The sequence below is a fragment of the Acinetobacter thutiue genome, assembly GCF_030385805.1.
In the GTDB taxonomy this organism is placed as follows: Bacteria; Pseudomonadota; Gammaproteobacteria; order Pseudomonadales; family Moraxellaceae; genus Acinetobacter; species Acinetobacter corruptisaponis.
Map to the genome: position 1 here is coordinate 1028043 of NZ_JAUDZE010000001.1, position 20963 is coordinate 1049005.

At 42.4% G+C, this 20963-nt stretch carries 18 protein-coding genes; 6 read left to right on the forward strand and 12 right to left on the reverse strand.

Annotation, left to right across the window (positions count from 1 at the left end; all coding sequences use genetic code 11):
- Position 1 precedes the first annotated feature (1 nt).
- From QTA56_RS05130 to QTA56_RS05150, 5 genes are all read right to left on the reverse strand, one after another.
- Positions 2-1420: an OmpA family protein gene (locus QTA56_RS05130; RefSeq protein WP_267979845.1), complete on the reverse strand. Its 1419-nt coding sequence runs from the start codon at positions 1418-1420 to the stop codon at positions 2-4.
- Between the two features lie 257 nt (positions 1421-1677).
- A complete protein-coding gene (locus QTA56_RS05135; protein WP_267979846.1) occupies positions 1678-2250 on the reverse strand; it encodes a hypothetical protein in 573 nt (190 codons plus the stop codon).
- A 184-nt stretch (positions 2251-2434) separates the two neighbouring features.
- The gene (locus QTA56_RS05140) at positions 2435-3667 is read right to left on the reverse strand and encodes a dihydroorotase (protein ID WP_267979847.1); all 1233 of its coding nucleotides are present in this window, start codon (positions 3665-3667) and stop codon (positions 2435-2437) included.
- A 12-nt stretch (positions 3668-3679) separates the two neighbouring features.
- Positions 3680-4696 carry an aspartate carbamoyltransferase catalytic subunit gene (locus tag QTA56_RS05145; protein WP_004759718.1) on the reverse strand — a complete coding sequence of 339 codons (1017 nt, stop codon included), beginning with the start codon at positions 4694-4696 and terminating at the stop codon, positions 3680-3682.
- 119 nt (positions 4697-4815) lie between these two features.
- Complete coding sequence (locus tag QTA56_RS05150) at positions 4816-5190, reverse strand: hypothetical protein (RefSeq protein ID WP_267979848.1); 375 nt, start codon at positions 5188-5190, stop codon at positions 4816-4818.
- Between the two features lie 151 nt (positions 5191-5341).
- Here QTA56_RS05150 and QTA56_RS05155 point away from each other — a divergent pair, with 151 nt between their 5' ends.
- The 3 genes from QTA56_RS05155 to rlmKL all read left to right on the forward strand — a co-directional run bounded on the left by QTA56_RS05155 (position 5342) and on the right by rlmKL (position 8720).
- Positions 5342-5881: a hypothetical protein gene (locus QTA56_RS05155; protein WP_267979849.1), complete on the forward strand. Its 540-nt coding sequence runs from the start codon at positions 5342-5344 to the stop codon at positions 5879-5881.
- Between the two features lie 17 nt (positions 5882-5898).
- Positions 5899-6435: a hypothetical protein gene (locus QTA56_RS05160; RefSeq protein WP_267979850.1), complete on the forward strand. Its 537-nt coding sequence runs from the start codon at positions 5899-5901 to the stop codon at positions 6433-6435.
- A gap of 80 nt (positions 6436-6515) precedes the next feature.
- Positions 6516-8720: a bifunctional 23S rRNA (guanine(2069)-N(7))-methyltransferase RlmK/23S rRNA (guanine(2445)-N(2))-methyltransferase RlmL gene (rlmKL, locus tag QTA56_RS05165; RefSeq protein ID WP_267979851.1), complete on the forward strand. Its 2205-nt coding sequence runs from the start codon at positions 6516-6518 to the stop codon at positions 8718-8720.
- Here the strand turns inward: rlmKL and QTA56_RS05170 are convergent.
- Both QTA56_RS05170 and clpB read right to left on the reverse strand, forming a co-directional pair.
- A complete protein-coding gene (locus QTA56_RS05170) occupies positions 8713-9153 on the reverse strand; it encodes a hypothetical protein (RefSeq protein WP_267979852.1) in 441 nt (146 codons plus the stop codon). The genes rlmKL and QTA56_RS05170 overlap by 8 nt on opposite strands.
- A 167-nt stretch (positions 9154-9320) precedes the next feature.
- Positions 9321-11900 carry an ATP-dependent chaperone ClpB gene (clpB, locus tag QTA56_RS05175; protein ID WP_267979853.1) on the reverse strand — a complete coding sequence of 860 codons (2580 nt, stop codon included), beginning with the start codon at positions 11898-11900 and terminating at the stop codon, positions 9321-9323.
- Positions 11901-12169: 269 nt separating this feature from the next.
- On the opposite strand from clpB, the gene QTA56_RS05180 reads away from it, so the two are divergent.
- On the forward strand, positions 12170-12967 hold the full coding sequence (locus QTA56_RS05180; RefSeq protein ID WP_267979854.1) for a M23 family metallopeptidase: 798 nt from the start codon (positions 12170-12172) through the stop codon (positions 12965-12967).
- A 69-nt stretch (positions 12968-13036) separates the two neighbouring features.
- Here QTA56_RS05180 and QTA56_RS05185 read toward each other — a convergent pair whose 3' ends face one another.
- Positions 13037-13459 (reverse strand): OsmC family protein, encoded by a 423-nt coding sequence (locus QTA56_RS05185; RefSeq protein ID WP_267979855.1) that lies wholly within the window; start codon positions 13457-13459, stop codon positions 13037-13039.
- Between the two features lie 147 nt (positions 13460-13606).
- Between QTA56_RS05185 and crp the strand changes: the two genes are divergently transcribed.
- Both crp and QTA56_RS05195 read left to right on the forward strand, forming a co-directional pair.
- Complete coding sequence (gene crp, locus QTA56_RS05190; protein ID WP_267979856.1) at positions 13607-14314, forward strand: cAMP-activated global transcriptional regulator CRP; 708 nt, start codon at positions 13607-13609, stop codon at positions 14312-14314.
- A 214-nt stretch (positions 14315-14528) separates the two neighbouring features.
- Positions 14529-15305: a M48 family metallopeptidase gene (locus tag QTA56_RS05195; protein WP_267979857.1), complete on the forward strand. Its 777-nt coding sequence runs from the start codon at positions 14529-14531 to the stop codon at positions 15303-15305.
- Between the two features lie 244 nt (positions 15306-15549).
- Here the strand turns inward: QTA56_RS05195 and QTA56_RS05200 are convergent, their stop codons facing one another.
- From QTA56_RS05200 to QTA56_RS05215, 4 genes are all read right to left on the reverse strand, one after another.
- Positions 15550-17280 (reverse strand): acetyl/propionyl/methylcrotonyl-CoA carboxylase subunit alpha, encoded by a 1731-nt coding sequence (locus QTA56_RS05200; protein WP_267979858.1) that lies wholly within the window; start codon positions 17278-17280, stop codon positions 15550-15552.
- Positions 17264-18856: a 5-oxoprolinase subunit B/C family protein gene (locus QTA56_RS05205; protein ID WP_267979859.1), complete on the reverse strand. Its 1593-nt coding sequence runs from the start codon at positions 18854-18856 to the stop codon at positions 17264-17266. The genes QTA56_RS05200 and QTA56_RS05205 overlap by 17 nt, the downstream gene beginning before the upstream one ends.
- A gap of 31 nt (positions 18857-18887) precedes the next feature.
- On the reverse strand, positions 18888-19646 hold the full coding sequence (locus tag QTA56_RS05210) for a LamB/YcsF family protein (RefSeq protein ID WP_267979860.1): 759 nt from the start codon (positions 19644-19646) through the stop codon (positions 18888-18890).
- Between the two features lie 184 nt (positions 19647-19830).
- Positions 19831-20706, reverse strand: coding sequence for a class I SAM-dependent methyltransferase (locus QTA56_RS05215; protein WP_267979861.1), 876 nt, complete (start codon positions 20704-20706; stop codon positions 19831-19833).
- Between the last annotated feature and the right edge of the window lie 257 nt (positions 20707-20963).

A 20963-nucleotide genomic window follows, 5' to 3' on the forward strand; every position in this document is an offset into this window, starting at 1 on the left:
CTTACGAGGTTACTGAAAATTCAATACGGCGGTTTTTAAAACGTCCCTCTTCTGTTGCATTATCTGCCACTGGATGATCAGCACCATGACCTACGGCGCTAAGTTGAGCAGCATCCACCCCCTGACTGACCAGATAATCCACCACAGCCTGGGCACGTTTCAGTGATAAAGCCTTGTTGCTAGTAGCATTACCAGTTGAATCAGTATAACCAGCCACTGTAAGTTTGGCATCTTTGACATTTTTCATTAATGTGGCAGCCTTATCCAAGATGGCTTTATTTTCCTCTGGAATTTGATGGGAAGCTGTTGCGAAGTTAATAATCTGTAGATTTAAAGCCTTAATGACTGCGTTGATATCAACCTGATTGCTATCAATATTTGCCAAAGCGTCCTGGGCTGCGTTCAGGCTATTGGTTACGGTTTGAGCGGTATTATCCTCAGTTTCCACCACAACTTCGGTATTGGGTACAAGAGCTTTTATCTGCCCAGCCAATTCATTGAGTTTAGCGGAATCGCCACCCTTTAATGTCAGTTTATCCCCAACCCAATCGAGAGATACATTGGGTACACCTTTCAATAAACCCAGCACACCAGCAAGCCCAGCCTGATCGGTAAATGACGCTGCATAGTTTGTAGCAGTATCAAGTGTACAGTCTTGAGCCGAAGAGAAAACCTCTTTCACTTTTGCCTGCATGGCTGCAAACAATCCTTGATCTCCAATTCCTGCATGGCATTGAGAAACATCACCCTTATCATCAGTACGCAATGAGAATGTTGCAGGAGTTACATTTGCAGCCACTTCAGATGCTGAAGAATCAGAACGATTGTCTATAGGCACAGCCACCTGTTGCTGTTGGCAGGATTTCCATAGCCACGCAACCAATAAAGCCAGAATAATCAGTGCCACAATCGGCAACCAAACCCGTGATTTGCCTGCACCATTCACAGGGGAATTTGCCAAATTCGATGTTGTGGCAGAACTACTGGAGATAAGTCCTAAAGGTGCAAGCAACCCCACGGCCCAGACTGGCAACAGTGAACGGATTGAATCAGCATGGTGCTGTAAATAATGCAGGATACTCTGCGTATCATTGCCAGCCTCGCTGGTCAAAGCAGCCATGCTTTTAGGAATCGCCTGTGTCAATGTCTGCTCAGCCTCTATATTGGAAAGCTGTCCATCCGTAAGCTTGGACAAAAATGTATCTTTAAGCTGCTCATCCTGACCAAATAAAACCGCTAATGAGGGTGAGATGGAGTCTTTTAGTTTCTGGATCAGTTCAGGTTTTGCCATCAAAATGGAAAGAAAAATTGGATAGAACCTGGATAAAAGTGCATTTTTTTGGCTGGTCAAACCGTCTTGGTCATTCAGGAATACAGGTGTGACTTTTTGCTTTAACAGTTCGATTGGATTTATTGACATTGTTATTTACTCCAACAAATTAAATTTATAATATTCAGATTGCTTAGGCAAATTGTTCTATTACACACAAACTGATGCTTTTCATTCTAAGCATTTATATTTTTTTTGATCATTTTTACATAATTTAAATACAAGACTTACATCACAATTTACAAATAAAATGTTAAAAAATACACATAGCGCATCTTATCAATCATTTTCTTATTATGAAATTTTAACTATAAAACATATACTTACTTAAAGACCATTCAAATAACTTATTTACCTAACTGGTATAACCAGATGAGTGAAAAACTGGCAAAAAATAGGGTAAAAAATGGGAAAATTCGATGATGTCTATGAGGCTCAGGTGGCATTTCTGGCAAGGGTTCTTCTGGCTGTTCAGGCTCGTTTAATTCAAGCTGATCCAATGGTAAAAGCACCTCGGCACTCCAAACAGGCAACAGTGCCTGAATCGACACATTATGCTCCCTAAGATAATGAATAATATAGATGGCCTCATTGCCAACCTCAGCTGAAAGCACAGCCAGGCTTTTAGGAATTGCCCGATTTAAGGTGGTCTCTACTTCTGTAACTGAAAGTTTTCCAGCAGCAAGATGTATGAGCAATGAATTGATCACCTGATCATTATTTTCCAGTAAATCAGACAGACAAGGCCTTAGCTTTTCCTTAAGTTGATCAATCAGTTCTGGATTTGCTAAAAAACGACTTAAGAGAATTGGGTAGAATCTTGATAAGATGGCATTTTTTTCATTGACCAGACAAGTTTGGTCATTGACGATGACCGATGAAACTTTCTGTTTAAGTAACTCCATTGGATTTATAGACATATTCTTTACTCCAATTTCCATTCAACCGCTTTATCGTATTAGCCGAGCCTTAGCTATTTGTTATTACTTTAATGAATTTTTCTTAGTTTTAATCTGTTCTATAAACTTTCAATACAATACTTACATCACATTTTACAAAGCAGAATAAGGTGTAGTCAACTTATTCTGCCTTTTATGATAATTATCAGGCAAATATGCCAATCACCTTACCTGTCAGTTGCTGTCCAATCAATGGGGTGTTTTTCCCCTGGGAAAGAATTGACGCTTTGGAAACCACCCATTTCAATGATGGATCAACCAGCACCCAGCCTGCCTCCTGTTGCCAGCGCTGTGACATATTCGCCACCTGTGCAGGAATCGAAGTGACTTTTTCCACCCATTCCAGTGGCTCAAATACACCCTCGTTTACCAGTTGCACACCCAGTGCCACATAAGTATCAAAAGCGGTGATTCCAGACTGTGTTTCGGCAAAAGGTGCCATTTTCGCAGAACTGCTTAATGGTTCATGATGGGTACAGATCGCATCAATCACGCCCTCTTTCACACCCTGACGCAATAACGCCTTGTCCTGTTCGGAACGAAGTGGTGGACGCACATGCGCCAGTGCATTAAAACCATCTGTTAGCTGTTCAGTTAAATGTAACTGATGCATGGCGACATCGGCAGTCACAGGCAATCCTTTGGCCTTGGCAGCTCGGATCAACTCCACAGACGCACCGCAGGACAACAGGCCAAAATGGGCCTTAACACCTGTCGCTTCAATCATCAGTAGATACTTGGCAATCGCCACTGTTTCTGCAATCGCAGGAATCATTGGCAGGCCCTGACGTGAGGCAATAAAGCCCTCATGCGCACAACCATCTTTGGCAATTTGCGGTTCTTCCGCATAGAACACCACCGTCAGCCCCAAACCAGCGGCATACTCAAGGGTACGAATCACCACGTCATCATTTTCAAAGGCAGCATTGGCATTGGAAACGGCTGTACAGCCACCTTTCTTTAACCCCGCCATATTGGCTGGCTGTTTCCCATTTAAACCCTGGGTCTGTGCGCCAATGATCTGCAAATAGATACCGCCATCAAGTTGTGCCTTTTCAATGAGACCATGAATCAAGGCTCCATTGTCCTGCACAATTGGCTTTGAATCTGGTGGGGTAATCACATGCAGAATCCCATTGGCACGGGCTGCCTTGCCTTCCGACTTCAAGGTGCCATGCTGCTGCTGACCTGGTTCACGCAAACGCGCACACAAGTCCACCATAGTTGGCATTAACCATTTACCCTGCCCATCAATGCTTTCATCCACCTGATCAACGGCTTCAACCAATTTTCCGTTTTCAATAAAAACTGTTTTAACCAGATCAGTTTTTTGAATTGGATCGAGCACACGGACATTTTCAATTTTTACAATACTCATGTGAGCTATCCCTTACAGTGCAATCGCATCAATTAAACCCTGTTCCTGTAATTGTCCTTGCATTGCAAGTGCCAATACAGCCATACGAACCGCGATCCCGTTGGTGACCTGCTTGAGAATCACGGACTGGTCACCATCGGCAATGCTGGAATCAATTTCAACACCACGGTTCATCGGCCCTGGGTGCATCACGATACAATCAGGTTTTGCCAATGCCAGACGCTCTTTGTTAAGTCCGTACATTTTATAAAATTCAGACTGTGACGCTAACGCAGGTGAATCAATCCGCTCGTTCTGGATACGCAAGGCGATAATCACATCACAGTCTGTCACGCCTGCATCCATCTGGTTAAATAAACGCACATGATCACCATACTCATCAAAACCCACAGGCAGCAAGGTATTGGGCGCAATCACACGAATATCCTTACAGCCCAGCGTTTGTAATGCCGCAACGTCTGAACGTGCCACCCGTGAATGTTTAATATCACCGATAATGGCCACACTGAGTTGTTCAAATGGTTTCTTGGTTTCACGGCGAATGGTTAGCATATCCAGCATTGCTTGGGTCGGATGTGCATGGCGACCATCACCCGCATTAATAATGGCAACCTTAGGGCAGATATCTTTGGCAATAAAATGTGCGGCACCTGAAGATGAATGACGTACCACAAAAATATCGGCCGCCATCGCCTCCAGATTCCAGAGCGTATCCCGCAGCGTTTCACCTTTTGAAGTACTTGAGCGTGCAATATCAATATTCAGGACATTGGCAGATAAACGTTTCGCCGCAGCCTCAAAGGTGGTTCGGGTACGGGTCGAGTTTTCAAAGAAAAGGTTCATCACCGTCAAACCCTCTAATAAGGGACGGTTGATCAGGTTATTATTGTCATCTAAAAAGCTTTGTGCTGTATCTAAAATCTTGGTCAGGCTTTCCCTTGAAAGGCCCTCAATGGTTAAAAAGTGTTTTAAATTTCCTTGCTGATTCAGTTGAACCTGACTCGGTTGATGCAGGGCTGCAATATGCATAATGGATTCCTATGGGTCGAATCACCAAAACCTGCATAGTGTAGCCCAATTCTTGTATTTTCGCAGAACAACTTTTCACCGTTATGTTGCATTAAATGAGAGAGTTGCAACAGATTCGGCTAGCGGAGCGCACCAATATAGTGATGGTGAACCTGTGCCTGATAAATCTCCTCGTCAGTCACCTCTATTGAATAGTAGTCATTTTCCTCAACAGGCTTTTCTTTCTCAGCCTCCACCTTAGTTTCAACCAAAGCGAGAGCGGGCTCAGGATATAGGTCAATTAACAGACGCAAGCGCTCAACATAATGGGCCAGCTCGGCATCCTGTGTTGCCAAGGCAATATCCACAATATGTTGTGCATATTCCTTGTTATGCACCAGATACATCACGTCAATCACGCGACTGGATACGCGTCTTAAACGTACATACATTTGGGTTGCGATTGCAAAAGCCTCGGCATTGACCACCACTTCATTATTCATGCTTTCTTTCATAACGTCCTCACATCGTTGGGAGAAGTATTTACTGATAATTCATCTGAAGAAATGCAAAAGCTGTACCAACAATTCAAAATTGGTAAAAGTTATTTTTTATTGCTATATATGGTTAAACTTATCCAAAATTTAAAAAAAATAAGGAAATTCGATGTCTTGGGAACGTTATCATTTTTTTATGCTGCATACAGAGCCAGCAACTCACTTTACTTTAGATGATATCAATCCTAAATTATGGTTTGAGTCCCGTTCAGATGTGTTTGGTTATGCTCTAGAAAATCTATTTGCTGAATTTAAAGGCTTTGAAGATTTACATTTTTTACAATGGCGAGATGATTTAAGTTGGGAACAATGCAATGCAACAGCCAATGTATTTAGTCCAGATCAGCAACCGCATATTATTAATGAAATTCAACGGTTTTTTAATTACCTTAAAATGATGGATGTAAAACATCTTTATAAAAATGGAATTCTACTTGAATATATGAATGCAGATGAATTTTTACCAAGCTGGGTTGAAGAAGCAGATGATTATGTACAACATCATATAGAATCAGATTTAGGTATGGATAGTCTTTCTAGTATTGAGAATTTCTTTGGGCTGTTATGTGCTTTACAGTTGGTGATTAAGTTTTTCCAAAATGCACACAATGAAAATTTATACGTGATTTATAAAACAGTTAAACCATAGAAAAATAGGAAATTTGAATGTCTTGGCTTCGTTATCATGCTTTTGAAATACAAGAAAAAAACTCACCCACAGCATCTCAAACAATCTTTAGGATTATTTCTTGGAAAGATAAAATTGGTGCTGATTTAGAAAGATTATTTACATATTTCAATGACTTTCAGGATTTATATTTTTTACAAGATATTGATTTAGAAAGAGAATATAGCTTCAATTATCCTGATACTCTATTAACGTCCAAGGAGCAGCAACATTTAATTAATGAAATTAATCGTTTCTTTCAAGCTTTAAGCCAAGAAACACAACAGATGTGGGCAACCCTCATTTCTCCAAGTACAGATATTACATTGTGGGATGAGAAAAATATGGAGGAATATGGTGATACACTCGCTACATGGGCAAAAAATGCGATGCAAGATGTACAGAAATACCAAGATTGCCAAGAATATGATTTTGATCAATGTGGAGAAGATGCTTTAATTGCCGTATTGCTTGTAAAAAGAACCCTACTATACGCTTTGAAACATGATTTAAATTTGGTCTATAGAACTTGGTAAGTAAGCTCAAAAGAAAACCCTCTTTTCTCCTCCAAAATCAGTTAAAATAGCCGATTGCTAAAACCGCTTTGGAACATTGAATGAACGCTAAACCACGTCTAACAGAATATTGGGTGACCTGTGCGGATGGACTGGAAACCTTATTACAACAAGAACTGGAAAGCTTTGGTATTCAGGACATTCAACGTTTTGCAGGGCGTTTAATTTTTAAAGGCACACTGGAACAGGCGTATCGCGTCTGTATGTGGTCACGTCTTGCTTCACGAGTGGTTTTACCGATTCATACCCATGAACTTGAATTTACGCATGATGCCCGTGATGTAGCAGAAGAACTTTATGAGGGTGCAATCAGTTTTGATTGGTCTTTAATTTTTGCACCACAAAGTACCTTTGCAGTTCGCCTGCACGTTGAACGTGAAATTAAGGTCAATAGCCAATTTGCGACTTTACGTGTCAAAGATGGTGTGGTGGATTCCTTTATGGAGGCGGTGGGCAAACGTCCAAGTATTGATATCAAGCAGCCTGAAATTACACTTTATGTGTTGGCAGGTAAAACTGAACACACCTACTGTCTGGATTTATCTGGTGATTCTCTGCATAAGCGTGGCTATCGCCGTTTTATGACCGATGCGCCAATTAAAGAAAATCTGGCAGCGGCAATTCTACAAAAAGCCCAATTAGCACAATATCAACCCGATATTATTCTTGACCCAATGTGTGGTTCAGGAACTTTCATTATTGAAGCCCTCATGATTTTAACGGATCGTGCGCCAGGTTTAATCAGACGTTTTGGTTTTAATGGCTGGCATGGGCATGACCGTGATCTTTGGTTATCACTTAAGGCTGAAGCAGCAGAACGCCATGAAAAAGCTTTGGAACAGGCTTTACCTAAATTTTATGCTTACGATGCGGATTGGGAAGCGGTCAAGGCCACCCGCCAAAATATCATTGCCGCAGGTTTTGAAAAACTGCTTGACCAGATCCAAATTGAAGAACGTACCTTAGCGGACTGGGATGACTTTCATGCCGAGGGCAAGAAAGCCTTTATTGTGACCAATCCTCCTTATGGGGAACGTTTGGGAGATAAAGCATCAAACCGTTCTTTATATCTGGGTTTATCGGCCTTATTGCAAAAGAATTTTCCAAACCAGCGTGCCGCTATCATTGCCGCACAGGTTGAGCAGGCAGATGTACTGGCATTTAACGACCCGCAAACCTTACGTTTAATGAATGGTAAATTACCAATCTACGTGCGTTTTGGCACCATAAAACCTGCAACTGTCACCCAACCCTTTTTGGCAACATGGCAACCTCAACAGTTTGAAAAAATCGAGGGTGCTGAGGACTTTACCAACCGTTTGCAAAAGAACATGCAGGCCTTGAAGAAATGGGCAGTCAAGGAAAATATCTACTGTCTACGTTTGTATGATGCCGACTTGCCTGACTTCAACGTTGCTGTTGATTTATATGGGGATAGACTGCATGTACAGGAATATGCACCACCTAAAACCATTGATCCTGAAAAAGCCAAAAAACGTTTTAACCTTGCACTTGCCGCAATCCGTGCTGTGACTGGCTTACAACGTGATGCCATATTTATTAAAACCCGTGCAAAACAGACAGGTACAAATCAATACACCAAACAAAGCACCGCCTCTAAACGTTTTATCGTCCAAGAGGGTAATGCCAAAATTTTGGTCAATTTAACGGATTACCTAGATACAGGCCTATTTTTAGACCATCGCCAGATTCGCCTTCGAATCGCCAAGGAAGCGCGTGGTAAACACTTCCTGAACCTGTATAGCTATACATCAACAGCAAGTTTACATGCGGCATTGGGTGGCGCAGCCAGTACCACCAGTGTTGACTTATCCAACACCTATCTAAGTTGGTCTAAAGAAAACTTTGTGCTGAATGGCTTAACGGTAGATCATGCTGATGAACAGCATATGTTCTTTGCCAGTGACTGTTTTGAATGGTTAAAAGAGGGTCATGAGCAATATGACCTGATCTTTATTGATCCACCGACATTCTCAAACTCAAAGAAATTCTATGGAACATTTGATGTACAGCGTGATCATGTTTCACTGCTCAAACGGGCAATGAACCGTCTAAACAGTGAAGGGACTCTATATTTCTCAAATAACTATAGAGGCTTCGAATTGGATGAGGAACTTGAAGCCCTATATGATGTTGAAGAAATTACCTCTGAAACCATTGGGCTGGATTTCAAACGTAATCAAAAAATTCATCGTGCCTGGAAAATAAGGCATCTCGCTATTTAATAGTGAGCTCTGCCTTTACGTCACTCGTATAAGTCACATGAACATTATCCGAGTCAAAATCATAAATCATTAAACGATCTGGCGGCTGTACATGAGGCTTGATCGTTGCCTCTTTCTTTTCCTTGGCATCCACATCCATGACTTTCTTCTGCTCTTCATGCGGAGAAAGTACGCCATCAAGGATCGTGCTAATACGGATTTCACGCAGGTAATAATCACTCAGGATTCGTTGAGCACGCCAGCGTTCTTCCTCTGGCTTTAATGCATCCTGCTGGGCTTTTACAATGATGCTCGGCAATGCATTATTGAACACGCCTGTTTGTAATGCCAAATTTATCTCACTCAATGGTTGTGCAGCATGCCCCATTGAAGATAAAGCGATCATAAACAAAATTACACAGAGGTCCGTGTAATGATGTTGCTTATTTTCCATTGCAATTCATCCTGAATTTTTTTCTTATTTGCTCTGAAACTATCAAGTTTTTCATCAAGTCGCAATGTTATTGGTAATTTTCCCTAAAAAATCTGACCAGTTGCACCCATATAAAAAAAGATGGTGATTCTCATCACCATCTTTTTGTCGATCTGCTAAAATTTTGCTTAACTCAATTTAAGTTTATCAAACACCAGATGACCATCCTCACCTTTAATCAGGATGTTATCTCCTGGCTGAAACTCACCAGATAAAATCTTCTGTGCCAGACTGTTTTCCACCTGCTGCTGAATTGCGCGTTTTAATGGACGTGCACCATACACAGGATCAAAACCAGCCTCAATCAACAGATCAAACGCCGTATCATCTACAGTTAAGCCCATATCACGCTCATTCAGACGGGAACGTAAACGATCTAGCTGAATATCCGCAATACCACGAATCTGGGCTTTTTGCAGTGAATGGAAAATCACCAACTCATCAATACGGTTAATAAACTCTGGACGGAAATGCTGGCTAACCGCACTCATCACCACAGTCCGCATCTCATCATCAGTGGCACCCTCACCCAGTTCACGTACATCCTGTGAACCTAGGTTGGATGTCATCACAATGACCGTATTTTTAAAGTCCACCACGCGACCTTGTGAATCGGTTAAGCGCCCATCATCCAACACCTGTAGCAAGATATTGAACACATCTGGATGCGCTTTCTCCACCTCGTCAAACAACACCACACTGTATGGTTTACGGCGTACTGCTTCGGTTAAAACACCACCCTCTTCATAGCCCACATAGCCTGGAGGTGCGCCCACCAAACGGCTAACCGAATGTTTTTCCATAAACTCAGACATATCAATCCGAATCATGGCATCATCACTGTCAAACAGGAAGTTGGCCAATGCCTTGGTCAGCTCGGTTTTACCCACACCTGTCGGGCCAAGGAACAGGAATGACCCACTTGGACGGTTTGGATCGGACAAGCCTGCACGTGAACGACGCACCGCATTGGAAACCGCCACCACCGCTTCATCCTGACCAACCACACGGTTGTGCAAGAATTCTTCCATCTGGAGAAGTTTTTCACGTTCGCCCTGCAACATTTTCGTTACAGGAATACCTGTTGCCGCACTGACCACCTCAGCAATCTCATTCTCAGTCACTTTGGTACGAATGAGTTTGGGCTCCTCATTTTCCTCGGCAATTTCCGCCTGTTCCAGACGTTTCTGTAACTCTGGAATCACGCCATATTGCAGGCGTGCCGCTTCCGCCAAATCTCCCTCACGTTTGGCTTTTTCCAAAGCAACCCGTGCCTGATCCAATTCGATCTGGGCTTTTTTATCACCCTCAACCAGTGTTTTTTCAGCTTTCCAGATTTCTTCCAGATCATTGTACTCTTTCTGCTTTTCAGCAATTTGCTGCTCAAGATGATTGACTTCAGCCTTGCTGCCTGCATCTTCATCTTTTCTCACCGCTTCCAACTGCATTTTCAACTGGATTAGACGGCGATCAAGCTTATCCAGTGCTTCTGGCTTAGAGTCGATCTCCATTTTAATCCGTGAAGCCGCCTCATCAATCAGGTCAATGGCCTTATCTGGCAGTTGACGATCAGTGATGTAACGATGCGACATCTTGGCCGCTGCAATAATCGCAGAATCTAAAATCTGTACGCCGTGATGGGTCGCATATTTCTCTTTTAAACCACGTAAGATCGCAATGGTGTCTTCCACACTTGGCTCATCCACCAACACTTTCTGGAAACGACGCTCAAGCGCAGCATCTTTCTCAATATACTGGCGGTACTCATCCAAAGTGGTTGCACCAACACAGCGCAGTTCACCACGTGCCAAGGCAGGTTTCAACATATTGCCAGCATCCATTGCACCGTCGCCCTTACCCGCACCAACCAATGTGTGCAACTCATCAATAAACAGGATGATTTCGCCCTCGTGTTTAGCAAGGTCTTTCAGCACTGCTTTTAAGCGCTCCTCAAACTCACCACGATATTTTGCACCTGCCAGCAACGAACCCAAGTCCAGTGAAAGCACACGTTTATTTTTCAGGCTTTCAGGAACCTCACCATTGACGATACGCTGAGCCAAGCCCTCTACAATCGCGGTTTTACCCACCCCAGGTTCACCAATTAGCACAGGATTGTTTTTGGTACGGCGTGACAACACCTGAATGGTACGGCGGATTTCATCATCACGCCCAATCACAGGGTCTAGCTTGCCTGCCAAGGCACGCTCGGTTAAATCGATGGTATATTTATTGAGTGAGTCACGTTGATCTTCATGGTTATTGGTGGTCACTTTTTCTGTTCCTCTAATTTTTTCAATGACTGCACGTAATTTCTGTGCAGTTGCGCCTGAGCTTTCGATAATTTTTTTGGTTTCGCCCTGTTCAGCCAATGCCAATAGCACCCAATCAGTGGATAAAAACTCATCCCCTGCTTTTTGTGCATAACTATCTGCTAAATTTAAAATGCGTACCGCTTCTGGATTTAAATTAACATCACCCGTCGGATTACTAATCGTTGCGGCATCATTTAGTGCCTGATTCAGTTTTTGCATTAAGGTGGGTAAAACTGCCCCTGCTTGCTGCAACAGGCTCTGGTTAGCAGGTTCTTCCAGCAATGTCATGAGGATATGAATCCCTGCAATTGCGGTATGGTCCTTGCCCATTGCCAATGACTGTGCATCTGAGAGTGCTTGCTGTAGGCGGTTTGTAAATTTTTCAAAGCGCATTCTTGTTATTCCTCACAACAAATTTTTAACTTATCACTAAGATGGGAACACTTTTTAGAATTTCAAATAAAATTTATATATTTTTCAAAATCTTATAAAATAAAATATGGATAAAACTCAGTAATAATATGGGTCTATAAATAATATATTTCAAGTATGTTTTGTATAAATTTTCAGTCTTTTCCAATTTGCACAGAACCCTTATTGTACTTTTGTATAGAACGCTTTAGCTTAGCTTTTTGTTTCAATCAATATTCAATATGACGACCATGTATCTAAAAAAAATCTGCCTTGTGGTATCTTGCCTCATTCCTATCCACTGTTTCGCCCAACTCCCCCAAGATTCACGACGGGCGGGTGGAATTGCCGTTATTCCATTAACAGCAAATACTACCCAGGTTTTTTATGAACAAAATCCCGTACTGATTACGCAAGAACAGGGACAACGTTATGCTGTATTTGGGATTCCACTGTCTGCACCATTAGGCACATTCACCTTAACCACCAATGCCAATCCCATACAGATTGATATAAAACCCTATACCTACGCTGAACAACGCCTAACGGTTAAAAATCAGGATTATGTCAATCCCAATCAGGAGCAGTTGGATCGTTATGCGCGTGAGGCAAAGGAGCAAAATGATATCTACAGTTCATTTAACCCAAGCACATGGAAAACATTTCCAGAATTTATTCGACCTACAGCAGGAAAATTCAGTAACTCGTTTGGAAAAAAGCGTTTCTTTAATGGAGAAGAACGCGCACCCCACTCTGGTCTGGACATTCCAGCACCCGTTGGGCAAAAGGTAATTGCACCTGCGGATGGCATTGTGGTGCAAACAGGTAATTACTTTTTTAATGGCAATACTGTACTGATTGATCATGGTCAGGGCCTGATCAGTATGTTCTGCCATCTCAGCAAAATTAATGTTGAAAAAGGGCAGCATATTCGCCAGGGCGAACAACTTGGACTAGTGGGTAATACTGGACGTGTGACTGGTGCGCATCTACATTGGGGAATGAGCCTGAATAATGCTCGGGTAGATCCCCAACTGTTCATAAAATAAAAAGATAAACTTATAAAAAAGTGATCTATGACAATAGGTCACTTTTTAGTAAAACTTAACAATCAGGCTTTATTCCGCTTCAATAATTTCGAAGTCATGGGTAATTTCCACCCCACCATCCGAAAGCATTTTACTTGCTGAGCAGTATTTTTCTGCTGAAAGCTCAACCGCCTTTTCGACCTGCTTGGCTTTTACAGCTTTACCTGTCACAATGAAGTGTAGATGGATTTTTGTAAACACGGCTGGGATTGCATCTGCCCTTTCAGCTTTTAACTGACATACAACATCTGTCACATCTTGGCGGGATTTCTTTAAAATGGTCACAATATCAAACGAAGCACAACCACCAAGTCCCATTAAAATCAATTCCATAGGACGTGGACCACGGTTTTCACCCCCATATTCAGCGGAACCATCCATCACCACACTGTGGCCACTTTCCGATTTCGCTTCAAAAGCAACATTCTCTAACCAATGTACACTTGTTTGCATTGCAACTACCCAAAAAACGTTATAAATTTACCTAGTTCTTGTACACTAACATAAAATGAGTTGATAAGGAATTTCATCTCTTCTGTGTAGAAAAGGCTCTAACAAGGCCTGTGCGATCGGTTTTATCCAAATTCGGAAATTTTAAGCATGACTTCAAATTTTTCACAACTTAGCACTGATGCTTTATCTCCAGGCCAACTGCCTGAGTCAGTAAAGGCTTTGCTAAAACGTGCTCATATTAACAGATACCCTAAACGCACCACGATTATTGATGCTGGAACTGAATCAAAATCACTGTATTTAATATTAAAAGGTTCAGTGTCAATTATATTACGTGAAGATGATGAGCGTGAAATTGTTGTGGCCTACCTCAACCCAGGCGACTTCTTTGGTGAAATGGGTCTTTTTGAAAAGAATCCTCAACGTACCGCAGAAGTACGTACCCGAGATGTATGTGAGATTGCTGAAATTTCCTACGACAATTTCCATGAGTTAAGCAAGCAATACCCTGACCTAAGCTATGCGGTATTTGCCCAGTTAGTGCGTCGTCTTAAGAACACCACCCGTAAAGTGACTGACCTTGCGTTTATTGATGTGTCTGGTCGTATTGCACGTTGTCTAATCGACCTATCTGCACAGCCTGAGGCAATGATTTTACCGAATGGTCGTCAGATTCGTATTACCCGTCAGGAAATTGGCCGTATTGTGGGCTGTTCCCGTGAAATGGTTGGCCGTGTGCTTAAAACGCTTGAAGACCAGGGCATGATCCAGACTGATGGTAAGGCCATTTTAATTTTTGATACGTCTTTAGAAGAAAATGCTTTTTCTGAAGAGGAATTTGACGACGAAGATTGATTTCATCAGGCTTCTGTCTCACTATCAAAGCCAGTGCAAAACACTGGCTTTAATTTTATCAATTTACGTGAAAATCCATGTAATATGACAAAATAGTGATTACATAATTACTATGATTATAGAGCCATTCGGAATGTAAAGCATTATAAACATTTTTTATAATCCTCCTTAATCATGACGATATTCATAAGATACTGATTTGGAGCGAATAAGTATGAAAAAATTGGCTTTAAGCCTTTGTGCGATCACTGTAATGACCATTTCAGGCTGTGCCTCATTTGCAGATATGGCGGGTGCGGACAGTGCAACCCTGAATGCGCAATCAGCACAAAGCTTTGCACAGATGACTCAGGAAGCACGTGCCAAGAACCAGCTGGATACCAGTTCAAATACCTATCAACGCATTAACAGCGTATTCCTGCGCCTGAAACCCTACGCTGACCAGCTGAATCAAACAGGTCAACGTTTTGACTGGCAACTGGCTGTATTAAAATCTGATACCGTCAATGCCTATGTGGCACCAGGCGGTAAAGTGGTGTTCTATACAGGTATTGTCAACAAGCTGAATTTAACCAATGATGAAATTGCAGCAGTCATGGGCCATGAAATGACCCATGCACTTGAAGAGCATGCCAAGAGTAAGATTGGTGCACAGGCACTGACCAACCTGGCGATTGGCATTGGTACGTCTTATGCGGGCGCCAATATCGGTGATCTAGGCAATGCCGCAATTAATTTAGGCAGTCAAATTGGTATTGGTCTGCCTTATTCACGTAATCTGGAAAGCCGCGCCGATTACGGCGGTTTAATGCTGATGGCAAAAGCGGGCTACAACCCAAATGCGGCCATTAGCCTTTGGGAAAAAATGAATCGTTTAGATGGTGCGGGTGGCGCTTCATTCCTGTCAACTCACCCATCGAATACACAGCGTATTGGCGATATGCGTAAAAACCTGCCAGCTGCGATGGCTGTATATAACAAACGCCGTTAATAAGCATACGGCCTTTCTTTTAAAAGAAAGGCCTATTTCAAGATACTATAATTGTTCTATTTTCTGGACAGTTTTAATGATTTTAATCAGCCCTCACAAGCATGTTTTAAATTATCTTCCTGTATCTAGCATATATAAATTCCCCCATTATATTTTATAATAAAAGTATATAAATTTTCTTCTAGAAGTATTATTTTTAAACCTTAAAAAAATATCATTTATTAAAATTTAACGTATGTAAATACTAAACAATCTCCGCAATTTTAGTATCTGCATTTAGCGTTTGGTTTAAAGCTGCCAACGATTTTATTTGTCCCGTACGATGTGCAACTACCTGCACTTCCATTTTCATTGCTTCCATAATGGCAATCACATTTCCTTGCTCGACATGATCATTTTCCTGAACGTTCCATTCAGTAACCACACCATTGATTGGGGCCAACACATCATTTTCATGCTGTGAGATATGCATGCCTTGATCAGTAGATGTGTTTTCTTTCGGTGACCCGATAAGACTAAACAGCCCGATTGGCAAGCCGATTTGGTGCAGCTTGCCATCAATTTCTATCGGGTAGCGTTGTAACTCACTGTCACGGGGTTTCTGGCTACGGGCATAAGCTTGAAACTCATGCTGGCAGTCCTGCTCAATCCAGCGAGTATGCACCTTAAACTCATCGACAAAATCAGGATCAGACAAGATGACCCGATGAAATGGCAATACTGATGCTATCCCCTCCAGTTCAAACTGTACCAATGCCCTTTTAGCGCGCTGAATAGCAATCTCACGAGTTGCACCCGTCACGATCAATTTGGCCATTAAAGAATCAAAATGGCTGGAAACCTGACTGGACTGCATCACACCTGTATCTAGTCGGATACCAATGCCTGATGGCGGATTAAATTTGGTAATCTGCCCAAATGCTGGAATAAATCCTCGTGCAGGATCTTCCGCATTGATACGGAACTCAATTGCATGACCATGTGCTTTTGGTGTTTCCTGAATAGAAAGTGGTTGCCCCAATGCAATCTGAATCTGTTCAACGACTAAATCAATACCCGTTGTTTGCTCGGTTACTGGATGTTCAACCTGCAAACGAGTATTCACTTCCAGAAAGGAAAGCTTACCATCCTGACTCAATAAATATTCAACTGTTCCCGCCCCAACATACTGAGCTGCCCGACAAATATCGACTGAGGACTGTACCAACTGCTGATAAACCTGCTGGCTAATAAACGGTGCTGGCGCTTCTTCAACCAGTTTTTGATTACGGCGTTGTAAGGAACAATCCCGAGTTCCCACCACAAGCACATGACCATGTTGGTCTGCAATGATTTGTGCTTCCAGATGTCTGGGCTTATCTAGATATTGCTCAACAAAGCACTCACCACGCCCAAAGGCAGCCTGTGCTTCTCGCACCGCAGATTCATATAAGCTTGCAACTTCATCCAACTGCCAAGCCACTTTTAAGCCACGTCCACCACCGCCATATGCCGCCTTAATTGCAATCGGCAGACCATATTCCTGTGCAAATGCAACCGCTTCATTAGCTGATTTGAGTGGTTGCGCTGTACCCTGTACCAATGGTGCGCCAACAGATTGGGCAATTTTACGCGCCTGTATTTTATCGCCCAATTTCTCAATACTTTCAGGTGATGGTCCAATCCAGATCAAACCCGCATCAATCACTGCTTGGGCAAAGTCAGCACGCTCAGATAAAAAGCCATAGCCAGGGTGAATCATGGTTGCTTGTGACTGTCTGGCAATATTTAGAATCTTATCAATATCCAGATAGCTCTCTTTAGCTGTCACGCCAGACAATGCCCATGCTTCATCGGCGAATTTGACATGTATACTGCCTACATCATCATCTGCATAAATGGCGACTGAGTGAATGTCCAAGTCCTTACATGCCTGAATAATACGGACTGCAATCTCTCCGCGATTGGCAATCAAAAGCTTATGTGGCTGATTCATTGTGATTGATGTCCATAAAATCTGAAATTGGGCGGAACTGGATCGAGCAACCTGCTGGAAGCTGTGCAATTAAATCAAGATGGTAAGGTGCGACCGTAGCAATGACTGGGTAACCGCCAGTCAAGGGATGATCATTCATAAACAGTACAGGCTGACCATTTGCAGGTACCTGTAATGCACCTGTGCAACAGCCCTCGCTCGGTAATTCTTGATGCAGTTGCCGTTGTAGAGGTTGATCACCAAATAGTCTTAATCCAATACGATTACTTTCAGTCGTTACCAACCAACTTTGTTCCCACAGTAATGCTAGACTGTCTTGAGTAAACCAATCAGTTCGTGGCCCCAATACAATATCAACAATGACTTGATCACCCGCTTTCGGTAACGATACTGGCAATTGATTTAAATCGACAGGCCATGTTTTTAACTGGGCTGAATAAAGTTCATTCCCCATCTTGATTGGCGGTGTACCCAACTCAGCCAAAGAATCATAACTTGCACTGCCTAGCACCTGTTCAACCATAATACCGCCACGGATGGCCAAATAATTCCGAACGCCAGCCTGCGGCGATGAAATATAGACTTCATCGTCCTGATCCAATGCAATGGGTTGATATAAGTTTTCCTTTACTTGATGCGCACTGGCATAGTGAATCCACAGTTCTGCTTGTGCACCTGTCACTGCAATCACAGTCGATTGTAAAACCTGTAACCGCAATCCGCCATTAAGGATTTCCAAAACTGCGGCATGACGAGGATTGCCAACGATTTGATTGGCGCTTACATAGGCAGTACGATCCATTGCACCCGCCTGCCCCACACCAAGAGATGCCACATTTCGCCGCCCCTGATCTTGTATCAAGACCTGCAAGCCAACACTTTTAACCTTTAAAATGGCTGTTTTTTCTACTGATTGATTAGCAATGAATCGCGTAGATGGAACAGTAATTTGCACTGGATTCTGAGTGGTATTGTTAAAAACAACCTGATCACTCGGAAGTAATAAGGCAGGCTGTTGGCGATGCAGATCCCACATCTTCTCATCAGTTTGACCAATCAACTGCCACCCACCTGGACTATCTTTGGGATAAATACCACTATATTCACCAGCCAGTCCAACTGAGCCTGCACAAATCTTTTTCCGTGGTGAAGCCAAACGTGGAATACTGCCAAAAGGATGGTCTGGACTGATTAAATAGGCAAAACCAGGTGCAAAACCGATAAAGGCAACTTGCCAACGACTATCAGTATGTTTTTGAATGACTTCATCTATAGCAATACCCAGATATTCAGCAACATGAGCTAAATCAATACCGTCATAACGAACATTGATCACCACCTCTTTACCTGAGTTAAAAAAATCCTGATCGATTTTCTGGGCTGAAATCCATTGAATCAGTGCTTTTGCATCTGTGCATAAATCATCAAAATAAACCAGTATGGTTCGAGCGGCTGGAATCATTTCCTGAATATGTGGATGCTGGGCATGCTGTAAAAAATGATGTGCTGCAACGGTTTCCTCTAAACTGGAAAACTCAATTAAAAAACAATTTAGATTGACCGATAAAAACCGCATGTCATCATTCTTTCCACATTAATTACAGTATTTAGTTTACAAAAGGGCGTACGTCAATTTGATGGGCTGTAAGTGCCTGACGAATCACCTGCGCCATCTGCACTGCACCCAAAGTATCCCCATGCACACAAATGCTATCTGCCTGAATCGCTGTAAATTCACCCTCGATTGATTCAACCCCACCTTTTAACACCATGTCTAAAACACGTTGCGCAACAAGCTCGGTGTCATGAATCACGGCATTGGCTTGACGGCGTGAAACCAGCGCCCCATTGCTGTGATAGGCTCGATCAGCAAATGCTTCTGAAACAACTCTTAAACCTTGCTCACGTGCAAACTCAATTAACGGTGAACCTGCCAATGCCACCAGAACTAAATTGGCATCATATTGTTTGATTGCCTCAATCACCGCCTTGGCTTGATTTAAATTTATGGCAATGCTGTTGTAGAGCGCACCATGTGGTTTGACATAGCCAACCTGAGTTCCTGCGACTTGTGCCAAGCCCTGTAATGCGGAAATTTGATAGAGCACATCAGCAAACAATTCATCATAAGATAAATCCATATTGCGACGACCAAAACCGACCAAATCTGGATAGGACACATGCGCGCCGACACTTACATTAAGTTCAGCCGCCTGTTTTAGTGTACTGAGAATGCTAAGCGGATCACCCGCATGAAAGCCACAGGCAATATTGGCGCTACTGACAATCGGGAGAATTTGCGCGTCATTGCCCATTTTCCATGAGCCATAACTTTCACCCAAGTCGCTGTTTAAATCAATTTGCATACTGCATTCCACTCGCATCTTTTCATTTTTACAAGTCTTCACTTTAGCAATATACGCCAAACAGGCCGTTTAACAACACTGATTTTTATCATTTTTATAGTTTGAAAATATCATTAGGTCTTGAATCATCATTATTTTAAAACCTCTAGCCACAAAGGATAAAAGCTAGAGGATCATGAGTAACCTATTTCATCAAACGCAAATGTAGCATCCGTGTCGCAATGGTATGACGAATATGATCAGGGCGATTATGAAAATAACGCTCACTCAAACCATCACCCGATAAATCTTCTGCAACAACATAGCCCATTTTTTCAACCTCTTGGTGTAATACCTTTGGTCTAAATTGCCCTTTTAATGGTTCTTTTAAAAAACGGGTAAATTGGGATACAAATAAACTGCCAAAGCGCTCCACCCCGTCCAATTCTCTATAATCAATGGAGTAGTCTAAAACCACCTCACTATTGGCTGCCGCAATATTGGCAATACTTTGTAAGGTATATAGCGTGGTTTGTGGTTCAAGATAGTGGGTTGTGCCCAACCATGAGAAAAATGCAGCTTGGTCCTGTTGAAAGCCGCTTCGAGCCAAGGCATCGGCAATCGACTCTTTTTCAAAATCAATTGCCACAAATTCAACATTGGTCGGGATTTCTCCAAACTCTTTTAGTTTTTTTTGTTTTGCTGCCTGAGTATCAGGGTGATCCACTTCAAAGATTTTTAAATCTGGATAATACTGTGCTTGACGTAAAATAAATGAATCCAGACCTGCCCCAACCAACACATATTGTTTTACACCTCGATCAATCGCTTCATAAAGCTGATCTTCGGCATAACATGAACGCCCAACCACCTGTCCTGTCAGCAATCCCAAAGTTCGGTTAAATATGGATGAGTTCATCACTTTAACTGTCAGTGGTGTCGTTAGTAATTTTTTCCAACCTGTACTGGTCAACTCAAATGCAAAAGGATCAGAAAACACTGGATTTTCAGCATTCTGAAAGTGATTTGCTCTTAATGCCGCCGCAGCCTCAGCCGTTCGGCTTGATTGTCCTTCTTTCATCTTTCTTTCCTAATTTTTAGGGTCTGTTGACGTTTCAGCCATGCATTGCGTTATCAGCTAAAACGACATAAACAAGGCATGAAACGTAGGCAATGGCGATACCCTTGTCAAGTTTCATAACGCAGTTTAGGGAAGTTTTAGCCATAACCCTACGGGACAGGGACATTTTTTGCCGCTACTGCGTTATGTCTTGCTTACTTAGAGTTACTAAGTTTCGCAATCCATGCCTTGTACCGTCTAAAAAATGTCCTCTGTCG

Bases quoted from the DNA above. Each gene is read 5' to 3' on its own strand.
- QTA56_RS05130 (WP_267979845.1), bottom strand. From the start codon at position 1,420: ATGTCAATAAATCCAATCGAACTGTTAAAGCAAAAAGTCACACCTGTA.
- QTA56_RS05135 (WP_267979846.1), bottom strand. From the start codon at position 2,250: ATGTCTATAAATCCAATGGAGTTACTTAAACAGAAAGTTTCATCGGTC.
- QTA56_RS05140 (WP_267979847.1), bottom strand. From the start codon at position 3,667: ATGAGTATTGTAAAAATTGAAAATGTCCGTGTGCTCGATCCAATTCAA.
- QTA56_RS05145 (WP_004759718.1), bottom strand. From the start codon at position 4,696: ATGCATATTGCAGCCCTGCATCAACCGAGTCAGGTTCAACTGAATCAG.
- QTA56_RS05150 (WP_267979848.1), bottom strand. From the start codon at position 5,190: ATGAAAGAAAGCATGAATAATGAAGTGGTGGTCAATGCCGAGGCTTTT.
- QTA56_RS05155 (WP_267979849.1), top strand. From the start codon at position 5,342: ATGTCTTGGGAACGTTATCATTTTTTTATGCTGCATACAGAGCCAGCA.
- QTA56_RS05160 (WP_267979850.1), top strand. From the start codon at position 5,899: ATGTCTTGGCTTCGTTATCATGCTTTTGAAATACAAGAAAAAAACTCA.
- rlmKL (WP_267979851.1), top strand. From the start codon at position 6,516: ATGAACGCTAAACCACGTCTAACAGAATATTGGGTGACCTGTGCGGAT.
- QTA56_RS05170 (WP_267979852.1), bottom strand. From the start codon at position 9,153: ATGGAAAATAAGCAACATCATTACACGGACCTCTGTGTAATTTTGTTT.
- clpB (WP_267979853.1), bottom strand. From the start codon at position 11,900: ATGCGCTTTGAAAAATTTACAAACCGCCTACAGCAAGCACTCTCAGAT.
- QTA56_RS05180 (WP_267979854.1), top strand. From the start codon at position 12,170: ATGTATCTAAAAAAAATCTGCCTTGTGGTATCTTGCCTCATTCCTATC.
- QTA56_RS05185 (WP_267979855.1), bottom strand. From the start codon at position 13,459: ATGCAAACAAGTGTACATTGGTTAGAGAATGTTGCTTTTGAAGCGAAA.
- crp (WP_267979856.1), top strand. From the start codon at position 13,607: ATGACTTCAAATTTTTCACAACTTAGCACTGATGCTTTATCTCCAGGC.
- QTA56_RS05195 (WP_267979857.1), top strand. From the start codon at position 14,529: ATGAAAAAATTGGCTTTAAGCCTTTGTGCGATCACTGTAATGACCATT.
- QTA56_RS05200 (WP_267979858.1), bottom strand. From the start codon at position 17,280: ATGAATCAGCCACATAAGCTTTTGATTGCCAATCGCGGAGAGATTGCA.
- QTA56_RS05205 (WP_267979859.1), bottom strand. From the start codon at position 18,856: ATGCGGTTTTTATCGGTCAATCTAAATTGTTTTTTAATTGAGTTTTCC.
- QTA56_RS05210 (WP_267979860.1), bottom strand. From the start codon at position 19,646: ATGCAAATTGATTTAAACAGCGACTTGGGTGAAAGTTATGGCTCATGG.
- QTA56_RS05215 (WP_267979861.1), bottom strand. From the start codon at position 20,706: ATGAAAGAAGGACAATCAAGCCGAACGGCTGAGGCTGCGGCGGCATTA.